Origin of the sequence: Sphingobium sp. (genome assembly GCF_036170395.1) — a bacterium.
Classification (GTDB): domain Bacteria; phylum Pseudomonadota; class Alphaproteobacteria; order Sphingomonadales; family Sphingomonadaceae; genus Sphingobium.
Genome location: NZ_JAVHPD010000001.1, coordinates 45,821 through 58,106, shown reverse-complemented (window position 1 = coordinate 58,106; position 12,286 = coordinate 45,821). Strand labels below are relative to the sequence as shown.

General features: G+C 66.9%; 11 protein-coding genes. 1 reads left to right on the top strand and 10 read right to left on the bottom strand.

The features are described 5' to 3' along the window. The first annotated feature begins 76 nt into the window (after positions 1–76). Complete coding sequence (locus V2B31_RS00270) at positions 77–640, top strand: TetR/AcrR family transcriptional regulator (protein WP_328274224.1); 564 nt, start codon at positions 77–79, stop codon at positions 638–640. An 18-nt stretch (positions 641–658) separates the two neighbouring features. On the opposite strand, the gene V2B31_RS00265 is transcribed toward V2B31_RS00270, so the two are convergent. The 10 genes from V2B31_RS00265 to V2B31_RS00220 form a co-directional block, all read right to left on the bottom strand. After that, positions 659–1,573, bottom strand: a complete 915-nt coding sequence (locus V2B31_RS00265; protein WP_328274223.1) for a DNA-binding response regulator — start codon at positions 1,571–1,573, stop codon at positions 659–661. Continuing rightward, complete coding sequence (locus V2B31_RS00260) at positions 1,570–4,929, bottom strand: hybrid sensor histidine kinase/response regulator (protein ID WP_328274222.1); 3,360 nt, start codon at positions 4,927–4,929, stop codon at positions 1,570–1,572. The genes V2B31_RS00265 and V2B31_RS00260 overlap by 4 nt, the downstream gene beginning before the upstream one ends. Beyond that, positions 4,929–5,570, bottom strand: coding sequence for an urease accessory protein UreG (gene ureG / locus V2B31_RS00255; RefSeq protein WP_328274221.1), 642 nt, complete (start codon positions 5,568–5,570; stop codon positions 4,929–4,931). Before ureG ends, V2B31_RS00260 begins: the two co-directional genes overlap by 1 nt. Beyond that, entirely contained in the window at positions 5,567–6,283 is a 717-nt protein-coding gene (locus tag V2B31_RS00250; RefSeq protein WP_328274220.1) for an urease accessory protein UreF, read from the bottom strand. The genes ureG and V2B31_RS00250 overlap by 4 nt, the downstream gene beginning before the upstream one ends. Then, on the bottom strand, positions 6,237–6,737 hold the full coding sequence (ureE, locus tag V2B31_RS00245) for an urease accessory protein UreE (protein ID WP_328274219.1): 501 nt from the start codon (positions 6,735–6,737) through the stop codon (positions 6,237–6,239). The genes V2B31_RS00250 and ureE overlap by 47 nt, the downstream gene beginning before the upstream one ends. A gap of 157 nt (positions 6,738–6,894) precedes the next feature. After that, positions 6,895–8,607 (bottom strand): urease subunit alpha, encoded by a 1,713-nt coding sequence (ureC, locus tag V2B31_RS00240; RefSeq protein WP_328274218.1) that lies wholly within the window; start codon positions 8,605–8,607, stop codon positions 6,895–6,897. Between the two features lie 127 nt (positions 8,608–8,734). Further along, positions 8,735–9,040, bottom strand: coding sequence for an urease subunit beta (locus tag V2B31_RS00235; protein ID WP_328274217.1), 306 nt, complete (start codon positions 9,038–9,040; stop codon positions 8,735–8,737). 103 nt (positions 9,041–9,143) lie between these two features. Beyond that, positions 9,144–9,446 (bottom strand): urease subunit gamma, encoded by a 303-nt coding sequence (locus V2B31_RS00230; RefSeq protein ID WP_328274216.1) that lies wholly within the window; start codon positions 9,444–9,446, stop codon positions 9,144–9,146. Positions 9,447–9,450: 4 nt separating this feature from the next. Continuing rightward, on the bottom strand, positions 9,451–10,299 hold the full coding sequence (locus V2B31_RS00225) for an urease accessory protein UreD (RefSeq protein WP_328274215.1): 849 nt from the start codon (positions 10,297–10,299) through the stop codon (positions 9,451–9,453). A gap of 304 nt (positions 10,300–10,603) precedes the next feature. Then, positions 10,604–12,097: an agmatinase family protein gene (locus V2B31_RS00220; RefSeq protein WP_328274214.1), complete on the bottom strand. Its 1,494-nt coding sequence runs from the start codon at positions 12,095–12,097 to the stop codon at positions 10,604–10,606. Between the last annotated feature and the right edge of the window lie 189 nt (positions 12,098–12,286).

The window sequence follows — 12,286 nt, the reverse complement described above, 5'->3', positions numbered from 1 at the left end:
TGGGGCTGAAATCGGGCTGGCGTTAAATTACGGACATCATATATAAGGTCAAGACGCCGATCGGAGCAAAGTGGATATGAAGGTCAGCCGGGAACAGGCGGCGCGCAATCGCGAAACGGTGGTGGAGACCGCATCGCGCCTGTTCCGGGCGCAGGGCGTCGATGGCGTGGGGATCGGCGATGTGATGCGGGCGAGCGGCCTCACCCATGGCGGCTTCTACAACCAGTTCGCGTCGAAGGAGGCGCTGGCGGCCGAAGCCTGCGCGGCGGCGCTGGAGAAAAGCGCGGAGCGATGGCGCGCGCTGGCCGGCCAGGCCGATGACCCGGCCCGCGCGATCGCGAACGATTATCTCAGCGCCCGCAACCGCGATTCGCCCGAAGCCGGTTGCGCCTTGGTCGGCCTCGGCGCGGATGCGGCGCGGCAGGGCGGGGCGCTGGCGGAGGCGTTCGGCGCGGGTCTCGAAACGCTCGCCGCTATCCTTCGGCAGGCTGCGCCGGATATGGATCGCGCTACGACATTGGCGCGGCTGGCGCAGATGGTCGGCGCAGTCGCCCTCGCGCGCGGCGTCTCCGATCCCAGCCTCTCCGACGAAATCATGGCGGCGGCGCGCCAGGCGGCCGGCCTCGACAGCGCGGGTTAGTCGCCCATCGCGCCCCCCTCATTGCGCGATCACCCGCACCGCGAAAGCGGCGGCGGCGGCGCGGGTTTCCACGCCCAGCTTCTCGAAAATCTGCTCCAGATGCTTGTTCACCGTGCGCGGGCTGATCGCCAATATCTCGCTGATGACCCGGTTGGGCTTGCCATAACTCACCCATAGCAGCACTTCGGCCTCCCGCTGGGTCAGGCCGAAATGGCTTTGCAGCCGGCCGATATCGGCCTGCGGGTCGAGATGGTTCAGGCGGATCAATATTTCGTCGCGCCGCGGCCGGCCGACGATGATGAGTTCGATCGTATCGCCTACCCCGCTGTCCGCCTTCGCCGCTGTCCCCGCGGGACGATCGTCGCCCAGCAGCCGCGCGAGCGCCGGGCGCAGCAGCGCGGGCGGCTGCGCGCCCCGGCTCCATCCTGGCTCCAGCATCTCCATCAGCCGCTCCGCGCCCGGCGTGCTCCAGCTGAGCTGCCCCGTCGCCGACACCGCGATCAGATTGCGCCCTGTCGCGTCCAGCGCGAACTCGCCGTCCTGGGTCCGCCGCGCATTCGCCATATGCACCCGAACCCGCGCCAGCAATTCCTCGACCACGATGGGCTTGCGGACATAGTCCACCCCGCCCGCCTCCAGCGCCTGGACGACATGCTCGCTTTCGGTCAGCCCGGTCATGAAGATGATCGGGATCGGCTTGTCGGCGGGCCGCTGCTTGATCGCGCGGGTGGTCTCGAACCCGTCCAGCCCCGGCATCACCGCGTCCATCAGGATGAGGTCGGGCGCGACATGGTCCAGCAGTTCCAGCGCCGCGTCGCCGCTGGTGGCGATCAGCACGGAAATCTTCGCCGCCTCCAGCGTGTCGGTCAGGAAGCGCAGCGATTCGGGCGTGTCGTCGACCACGAGCACGGTATCCTGGTGGTTGGCGATCATCGGGCGGCCCTTATGCTTTTGATAAGCCCTTTAAGGTCGAAGCGGTCGAGATGGGCGAGCAGGCGGCGGGTCAGCGGCGCGGCGTCGGGCACCTGCGCCTCCAGCGCGCGGATGCTCGCCTCGATCCCGCGCACATGGCCGATGATCGCCTTCTGCTCGATGTCGGCCAGGATCGGCGCGGCTTCTTCCGGCAGGGGAGGAGCCGCGTCGTCCTCGGGCGGGGCAGGAGGCGGGGGCAGAGTGTCGCCGGTCCAGCGGATACGCAACTGGTCGGCGATGGCGTCGAGCAGCGCGTCGAGGTCGACCGGCTTCATCAGGAACATGTCATGCGCCGCGCGGCCGTCGCCGCCGCGATGATATTCATGCGCGTTCGCCGACACCATCACGATCCGCACCGCGTCGCCCAATGTCTCGCGCAGCATTCGGCTGATCTCCCAGCCGGACTCGCCCGGCATTGAAATGTCGAGCAGCACGATGTCGGGCCGCTCGCGTTCCGCGACCGCAAGGCCCGCCCGTCCGCTCAACGCTTCCAGCACGACGAAGTCGAGCGGCTCCAGCAGCCCGCGCAGCACCGCGACCTGCGCGGCATCGTCATCGATCAAGAGGACTTTGCGCCGCTCGCCCTGATAGCCGCTGATCCGTTCGAGCGGCTGGCTGTCCGCCGTCTGTGCGACGACATGGCCCAGCATCAGCCGCACCGTGAACTGGGTGCCGGCGCCCGGCGTGCTTACGACCGACAGGTCGCCGCCCAATATCTGCACCAGCGCCTGGGTGATGGCGAGGCCGAGGCCCACCCCCTTCTGCTTGTGCGCGTCGGGGTTCGATCCGCGCTCGAACGGCGCGAAGATGCGGCTCAGGTCATCGGGCGCGATGCCGATGCCGGTGTCGATGATGTCGAAGGTCGCCATCTGGCTGCGATAGGCGACGCGGAAGGTGACGGAGCCCGAGCGGGTAAATTTGATCGCGTTGGACAGCAGGTTGATGAGGATCTGGCGCAGCCTTTTCTGGTCGGTCCGCACGAAATCGGGCAGCGTTTCGGGCCGTTCGTAGCAAAATTCGATCCCCTTCGCCTGCGCCTGCGGCCGGAACATATTGGCGATCTGATCGACGAAGGGCGACAGGCGCACCGTGTCGCTGCTGATCCGCAGCACGCCGCTTTCGACCTGGCTGATGTCCATCAGCCCCTCGACCAGGTTGGTCAGATGCTCGGCGCTGCGGCGGATGATCTTGGCGGCTTCCACCGGCGCGATCTCGTGCCCGCGCTCCATCAGCTGGGCATAGCCGTAGATCGAATTGAGCGGCGATCGTATCTCATGGCTGACGCTGACCAGATAGCGGCTCTTGGCCGCATTGGCGGCTTCGGCGGCCTCCTTCGCCTTTTGCAGCTCCGCGCCGGTCACATCATGGGCGATGATCTCCTCCATCAGCTTCTGCACATGATGCTCGCTTTCCTGCATCGCCGACCGGCGGCTCTGATGGGCGAGCACGATCATCCAGGCGATCACCCCGCCCAGTAGAGTGAAGAGCAGGAAGAGGCCGAGGATCAGCCCCGATGTCTGCTGCGCGATCGACGGCGCGCGCCGCGCGACCTGCCAGCCGATCCCGCCCAGCAGCGCGGCGTTCGCCAGGGTAATGAGGCTCATCACCGCAATGAAATGGCCCACCGGCGTGTGGACATAGCGCGCCGCCCGGCTTGGTAGCAGTCGTTCGAGCCAGCGGGCGGCCTGTTGCGTCGCGCGGCTGTCGGTCTTGCAGCGGTCGTGGCACCGCGCCTCCAGCGTGCAGCAGAGCGAGCAGATCGGCGCGGCATACATCGGGCAATGCGCCATATCGGCCGGCTGGAAGCTGTTTTCGCAGATTATGCAGGCCTGCGTCGCTTGCGGATCGGGCCAGTGCGAGCGGCGCGCGATATAGTAGCGGCCATGGGTCGCGAGCGCGATGACGGGCGCGGCGGTGAAAGCCACCGCCATGCCGATCACCGGCGCGAATGCCTGCGCCAGACCGCCGATCAGGCCGAGATGCGCGCTGCCCGACACCAGGATCGACAGCAGCATCGCGCCGATGCCGACGGGGTTGATGTCGAACAGATGCGCGCGCTTGAATTCGATGCCGGCGGGCGACAGGCCCAGCGGCTTGGAGATCATGAGATCGGCGGCGAGCGCCCCGATCCAGCCCGCCGCGACCGTGGCGTAGAGGATCAGGATCGCCTCGATCGCGTCGAATATGCCGACCTCCATCAAAAGGAGCGCAAGCAGCACGTTGAATACCAGCCATATGACGCGGCCGGGATGGCTGTGGGTCAGCCGCGCGAAGAAATTTGACCAGGCGATCGACCCGGCATAGGCATTGGTGACGTTGATCTTGAGCTGGCAGATGATGACGAACAGGCCCGTCACCACCAGCGACAGTCCCGCCTGCCCCGACATGGCGGTGAAGATGCCGTGGAACATCGCGGTCGGGCTCGCCGCCTCGCTCTGCGCCGCCGCGCTTTTCAGCAGGAAATGGGCGAGATAGCTGCCGAGCAGCAGCTTCAGCCCGCCGATCAGCGTCCAGCCGGGTCCGCCCGCCAGCATCGCCGCCCACCATTTGCCAGCGCCGATCTTCGCCTTGCCGGGCAGGAAGCGCAGATAATCCGCCTGCTCGCCGATCTGCGGCAGCAGCGAGAGCAGGGTCGAGAGCGCGAAGCCGAAATAGAGCAGGCTGACGCTGCCGTCCTTCGCCCCCAATTGGCCCGCAAACCGGCTCCATTCCGCCAGCGCCGCCGGCCCCGACCAGAGGATATAGGCGATCGGAGCGACCTGGAGCACCACCCATATCGCCTGGGTCGCGTTCTGGAAGCGGGTGATGGCGCTCATGCCGTAAAGCGCGATCGGGATCACGACCAAAGCGCTCACCAGATAGGCGACACTCATCGGCATCCCGGTCATCGCTTTCAGCGCGACCGCCATGATCGTCGCCTCGACCGAGAAGAGCAGGAAGGTGAAGCTCGCATAGATCAGCGAGGTGAGGGTGGAGCCGAGATAGCCGAACCCTGCGCCGCGCGTCAGCAGGTCGATGTCGAGCCCGTGCTTGGCCGCATGATAGGCGATCGGCAGGCCGATGACGAACATCAGCGCCACGGCGGCGGCGATCGCGGCCACGCTGTTGGCAAAGCCATAGGTCAGGGTGATCGACGCGCCGATCGCCTCGCACGCCAGGAAGGCGGTCGCCCCGATCGCCGTGCCCGCCACCTGTCCCGCCGACCAGCGCCGCGCGCTGTCGGCGGTGTAGCGCAGCGCATAATCCTCCAATGTCTGGCTAGCGACCCACTTATTGTAGAGCCGCTTTTCGCGCAGGACATAGGCGGCGCGGTCCATCAGCCGGCCGGGACAAGCGCCGGGCGTGGCCGCAGCCCGCCGGTGGCGACCAGAAAGTCGATGATCGCGTCCAGCCCGATCATGTCCTTGAGGTTCGTGAAGAGAAAGGGCCGGGCGCCCCGCATCTTCTTCGCGTCCCGGTCCATGACTCCCAGATCTGCGCCGACCAGCGGAGCCAGATCGATCTTGTTGATGATGAGCAGGTCCGACCGGGTGATGCCGGGGCCGCCCTTGCGCGGGATCTTGTCGCCCGCCGACACGTCGATGACATAGAGGGTGATGTCGGCCAGTTCGGGGCTGAACGTCGCGGCCAGATTGTCGCCGCCGCTCTCGATGAAGATCACCTCCAGGCCGGGGAATTTGCGGCTCATCTCGTCCACGGCGGCCAGGTTGATGCTGGCGTCCTCGCGGATCGCGGTGTGCGGGCATCCGCCCGTCTCCACCCCCATGATCCGTTCGGGCACGAGCGCGCCGGACCGGGTCAGGAATTCGGCGTCCTCGCGCGTATAGATGTCGTTGGTGATGGCGGCGATATTGTAATCGTCGCGCATCGCCTTGCACAGCCGGTCGGTAAGCGCGGTCTTGCCCGAGCCGACCGGCCCGCCGATGCCGACACGCAGGGGACCATTATGCGAAGTCATGAGCGGAAGAGCCTTGTATAGAGGGTTTCATGGGCGATGCTGGCAAGTTCCAGCTCCGGCGCTGCGGTGCCGAGATCGTCGAGCGCCGTGACCAGCGCCTTCGCCGCGATAGGCGGGATGGCGCGGGAAAGCGCGGCGAGGGCAAGCTGCCCGTCGGTCTGCCCCAGCGGCACCAGCCGCACCCCCGCCGACACCAGATTGGCGGCGGTCCCATGCAGCCAGCCCTGCAGCGCCGGCCCCAGCGGGATAGCGTGCACCGCGCAGGCGAGCGCCATGACGGCGGCGTGAGCGATCGGCCGCTCGCCCCAGCGCGCCGCGAAATCGTCGAGCGCCGGGTGCGGCCACGCCTTGCGCGTGACGCTCAGAAAAGAGCCGCCCTGCTGCCGGCTTTCGAGCGCCGTCTCGCTGCTGCCCCGGAAGGCGGCGGCGAGTTCCGCCACTGAATCGAACGCAGCCGCGTCCTCCGCCGCGCGATGGGCATGCACGAACAGCACCGCGTCGACCCAGCCACCCCCGCGCCCCAGCACCGCCTCGACATAGGCAACGACATCGGCGGCGGTGCGGACGCGCCCGTCCTCCACCGCCGTCTCCAGCCCATGGCTATAGGTGAAGCCGCCGACCGGATAGGCGGGCGAGGTCCAGGCCAGCAGCCGGTGGAGCGCCGCGTCAGCCAGCATGGTCATGATGGTCGTGATGATGATGGTGGTCGCCATGGCTATGCGCGTGGCTATGCCCGCCGCCCGCATAAGCCCCGCCCTCCGGCGTGAAGGGCGCTTCGATCTTCGTCACCGTCGCCCCCAGCCCCTCCAGCATCGCGTTGATGACATGATCGTCGCGCAGCCGGATCGCGTGCGGGTGCAGTTCGGCCGGCAGATGGCGGTTGCCGATATGCCAGGCCAGCCGCATCATCGTCGCCGCGCTCTCCGCTGTCACTTCGACCAGCGCCTCGGGCGCGGCCAGCACCTCCACCAGCCGCCCGTCCGAAAGCTGGAGCGCATCGCCATGATTGAGCACCGTCGCGCGCGGCAGATCGAGCAGGAAAGCGGTGCCATGGTCCGCGACATAATGCCACCGCCGGCGGTGGCGGGCATCATGGTCGAGCGTGATATGGTCTGCCGCCGCGCCGCGCCAGTGGCCATGAGGAATGACGTCGTGAACGGTCAGCATCGGATTTCCTCAAGAAAATCCTCCCCTGTAAGGGGAGGGGGACCGCCGCGAAGCGGTGGTGGAGGGGTGTCCCGCCATCGAGAGGGCGACACCCCTCCGTCAGGGCTTCGCCCTGCCACCTCCCCTTCTAGGGGAGGATGAGCCATCGCCCCACCCATCAAAACAGAAAATAGCGTTGCGCGAACGGCAGCACGCTCGCCGGTTCGCAGGTGAGCAGTTCGCCGTCGGCGCGCACTTCGTAGGTTTCGGGATCGACCTCGATCTGCGGCAGGGCGTCGTTCAAAATCATCGACGCCTTGCCGATGCCGCCGCGCGTGTTGCGCACCGCCGCCAGCGGCCGGGCCAGCTGCAATCGCTCGCCAATCCCCTCGGCGATCCCCGCCGCCGAGACGAAATGCACCGCCGACAGCGCGCCCGCCCGGCCCAGCGCGCCGAACATCGGGCGGTAATGGACCGGCTGAGGCGTCGGGATGCTGGCATTGGCGTCGCCCATCGGCGCGGTGGCGATGCTGCCGCCCTTGATGACGAGGTCAGGCTTCACCGCGAAGAAGGCAGGCGACCAGAGCACCAGGTCGGCGAGCTTCCCCACCGCGATCGATCCCACGATATGGCTGATGCCATGGGCGATCGCCGGGTTGATCGTATATTTGGCGATGTAGCGTTTCGCCCGGAAATTGTCGCTGTCGGCGTCGTCGTTGCCCAGCGACCCGCGCTGCTGCTTCATCTTGTCCGCCGTCTGCCAGCAGCGGATGATCGTCTCGCCCACCCGGCCCATCGCCTGGCTGTCCGACGACATCATCGAGAAAGCGCCCAGATCGTGCAGAATATCCTCCGCCGCGATCGTCTCCTTGCGGATGCGGCTGTCGGCGAAAGCGACATCCTCGGCGATCTTGGGATCGAGATGATGGCACACCATCAGCATGTCGAGATGTTCCTCGATCGTGTTGACGGTGTAGGGCCGCGTCGGATTGGTGGAGGAGGGGAGGACGTTCGCCAGCCCCGCCAGCTTTATGATGTCGGGCGCATGGCCGCCGCCCGCGCCCTCGGTATGAAAACTGTGGATGGTCCGCCCCGCAAAGGCGGCGATGGTGTTTTCGACGAAACCCGCTTCGTTCAGCGTGTCGGTGTGCAGCGTCACCTGCACGTCCATGTCGTCCGCCACCGACAGGCAGCAATCGATGCTGGCCGGCGTCGTGCCCCAATCCTCGTGCAGCTTGAGGCCACATGCCCCCGCGCGCACCATCTCGACCAGAGCGTTGGGACGGCTGGCATTGCCCTTGCCGAACAGGCCGAAGTTCATCGGCATGGTTTCCAGCGCCTGGAGCATCCGGCCGATATGCCAGCTGCCCGGCGTGCAGGTCGTCGCCAGCGTGCCATGCGCCGGCCCGGTGCCGCCGCCCAGCATGGTGGTGACGCCGGCATTGAGCGCCTCCTCCACCTGCTGCGGGCAGATGAAATGGATATGCGCGTCGATCCCCCCGGCGGTCAGGATGCGCCCTTCGCCCGCGATAATCTCGGTGCCCGGCCCGATCGGGATGTCGACGCCCGGCTGCACGTCGGGATTGCCCGCCTTGCCGATCGCCGCGATCATCCCGTCGCGGATCGCGACATCGGCTTTGACGATGCCCCAATGGTCCAGGATCAGCGCATTGGTGATGACCGTGTCGGGCGCGCCCTCCGCGCGGCTGACCTGGCTCTGGCCCATGCCGTCGCGGATCACCTTGCCCCCGCCGAACTTCACTTCCTCGCCATATATGGTGCGGTCTTCCTCGACCCGGATCAGGAGCGAGCTGTCACCCAGCCGTACCCGATCCCCCACGGTCGGCCCGAACATGCCCGCATAGGCGCGGCGGGGGATACTTACCGGCATGGTGTCCCCTTTCCCGTCATCCCCGCGAAAGCGGGGATCCATCTCCCGCGCGCGGTTCTGGACGCAACGTCAGGAGATGGATTCCCGCCTCCGCGGGAATGACGACGAATGAAGCGAGAGCCATTCATCACAACGCCCCCATCACGTCACCACGAAAGCCCGTCACGATCCGCGCTCCGGCATAGGGGATGAGCTGCACGTCGCGGCTCTGCCCCGGCTCGAAGCGGACGGCGGTGCCGGCGGCAATGTCGAGCCGATAGCCCCGCGCCGCGACCCGATCGAACAGCAGCGCCGGGTTGGTCTCGGCGAAATGATAATGGCTCCCCACCTGGATCGGCCGGTCGCCGCTATTGGCGACGGTCAGCATGATCGCCTCGCGCCCTTCGTTCAGCAGGATATCGCCCGCCGCTGGAATGATCTCGCCGGGGATCACTGGGCCTGCACCCCCTGCCGTTCCCCGGCGAAAGCCGGGGTCCAGTTCGGACCGTGGGCCTGGACCCCGGCCTGCGCCGGGGAACGGGATTGCCGCACCCCCCTCACCGGATCGGCCTGTGCACGGTGACGAGCTTGGTCCCGTCCGGGAAGGTCGCTTCCACCTGGATGTCGTGGATCATCTCGGCCACCCCCTCCATCACCTGATCGCGGGTCAGCACATGGCCGCCGCTCGCCATCAGCGCCGCGACGCTCTGCCCGTCGCGCGCGCCTTCGACCACATGATCGGTGATGAGCGCGACCGCCTCGGGATGGTTGAGCTTCACGCCCCGTTCCAGTCGGCGACGCGCGACCATCGCCGCCATCGCGACCAGCAGCTTGTCCTTTTCCCGCCCCGTCAGGTTCATGGGGCTAACAATAGCAGATGGTCGGCATGGTTGGCGACAGGCCGAAGATCGCGGCGCGCAAAATGCCCGCTGCGCGCATCACCTCCTTGCGGAGCGCCTGCGGATCGGCGGCGGTCATCCGCAGGATCAGCAGGCCGTCGAAACTGGTCGCGCCGAAACGCGGATGATCGAACAGGCCGCGCGCCAGCTCCAGATAGTCGCCCGCGTCCGGCCCGGCATAGACCAGCGTAGCGATCGCGGTCGCATCGCCAAAGCCGAAGGACGCGCGCCCCTGCGCGGCGAAATCGCCCTCGACATGCAGCGTGTCGGCCCAGATCAATTGCCCCCCGCGCCGGATGCGCCAGGCGTCGTGGATCAGCCCCTGCGTATAGGTCTCGCCCATCGCGCCGCGCCCCAGCACCAGCATCTCCATCGCCAGCATCCGCGCGTCGGGCGCGAGGGTCGCTTCCAGCGTGCGGCGCATCCGGCTGCGGTCGAACAGGATCGCCTCCTGCGCCAGCCATTCGCACGTCGCGCCTGCACCAAGGACGATGCGCGTGTCGATGCGGGTCGGCGCGTCCTCGGGCAGGCAGCGATACAGCTTCTCCGCCGCCTGCGGCACGATCGTCGCGCTCGCGCCGGCATCGACCAGGATGTCGAGCGCGATCCGGTCCCCGCCGGTCAAGCCGCCGCTGGTGGTCACCGTGACCGCCAGCGGAAAATCCCCTTCGCGGCCATAGGGAAACAGCAACCGCGCCGGGGCGACCTGCATCATGTCGCGGATGCCGTGCGGCGCGAACGCCACCATCGCCTGCCCGTCGACCCGCTGATGCCGGGATGCAGGCGGGACGGTCAGGGCGTTTTGCACAGTCATGTCAGACATGTGGGCAGCGCCGGAAGCTCACGACATGGGTCATATGACGTATGGGACAGGAAGGTGCGCACGTCCGCAGCGCCAAGAATTCCACCCCCGTAGGGCAAGGCAATCGCGTATGGAGTTTGCCCTTGGTGTGAAAAAGGATTTGGCCAAGTCTCCGTTCGCCCTGAGCCTGTCGAAGGGCTTTTTTTCTTTGTTCCGAGTGCCTGCGCCAAGAAAAGGACAGTCCTTCGACAGGCTCAGGACGCACGGCATTTTCATATGCGATAGCCTTGGCCTTGCAGGGGAGGACTTGCGTCCCTCACGTCGTCGGCCGTCGTCCCCCGCGCGCATAACCGGGATCGGGCTTTTCGGTCTTGCCCTCCTTCGCCGCCTTTTCGCCATAGAAGGGCTGGCCATGTTCCGTAGTCAGGTCGGACAGAAAGCCCGGCTGGGTGATCCCCTTCTTCCGCATCGCCACCCCGGTCAGGCAGGCGTGCATGATGAAATTGGCGTTGAGCGCGCTACGGTAGGTCGGGTCGAGCACCGGGGCCAGTTCCACGATCTCGAAGCCGATCAGCTGGTTTTCCGCGCACAGCCGCCGTACGATCGGGATCGCCTCGCGCATCGTCAGCCCGCCCGGAACCGGGGTGCCGGTGCCCGGAATGAAGGCGGGATCGAGCACGTCCACGTCGAACGAGACATAGAGCTTCTTGCCGCTCTCCCGCGCTTCCTTGAGCGCGCGCTCCATCGTCGCGGCCCAGCCATTTTTCTCGACTTCCGGCATCGCATGGTAGCGCACGCCATTGTCGCGCATCCACTCGAAGCCTTCCTTTTCCGGCCACGGCCCGCGCAGCCCGACCTGGATATAGTTTTTCCCCAGGACATGGCCTTCCTTGACCGCGCGATAGACGGGCGCGCCATGGGTGATGAAATGGACGCCGCCCTTGCCCGCATCATAGTGAGAATCGAAATGGACGACGCCGAAGCTGCCCTTGCCATGGACATCGGCGAGGCCCGCGACATCGCTATATTCCAGGCTGTGGTCGCCCCCGACGATGAAGGGGATCGCGCCGGTCCGCGCGATCTCCGCCACCCGCTCGCGCACATGGGCGACGGTGCGCTCGGTCGACATATTGTCGACGGCGATGTCGCCATAATCGACGATCTTCAGTTCCTTGGACGGATCGACCATCGTGTACATGTCGATCCCGCCCGCGCCATATTGGGTCCGCATCGCGGACGGCCCGCCCTTCGCCCCGCGATAGCCCGATCCCATGTCGAGCGGCGCGCCGACGATCGCGACATCCACCTTGCCCGCGACCAGATCCTCGGGGAAGATCGCGACCGGCGCGCCCGCGAAGGTCGCGATCCCGCCGCCATAGACGCCGCCCCCGCGTCCCTCGGCATAATAGCTGAGTTCAAACGGCCCCGGATCGCGCTTGGGGTCGAGACCGCTCGGCCGGCGCAGCTTCCAGCCGTTGAAATTCTCGTTCTCCGTGTCCAGCGGGATCGCCGCCATATCGGTCTTGGGGTTGAACTTGGCGGCTTCGACCGCGTCCATCATCGCCTGGATATAGGCGCCGATCTCCTCGGGCGTCTTGGTCGCCAGCCGCTCGAACAGCTTGTCGTAGGAGCCGGCGAACAACTCGGCCGGTTCGGAGGTCAGGAACTCGCGCTTCTCCTTGCTCAGCCCCTTGATCTTGGCTTCCAGCGCCGGGGGGATCGTCGGCTTGTCGTTCTGCGCGACCACGGCCGCCGAAGAGATCACCGTCGCGGCGAGCAACGCGCCCAGCAATGCGTGTTTCAGCCTCATCATCTGCCCCCTTGGTTCGGTTCGCCGGCCGCTGCCCTAAGTCGGGGAAAGGCGCGCCGCCGGGCAATGGGGCGATTGACGTAGCTCCCTGCGCCTACGTCAAACGCCCTATCGAGCCGCCTCGCCCGGAGCGGTAGCGCGAGGGGGAGGGGTCGCAAAACGGGGGTGACGACCATGTCCAGCGCCACG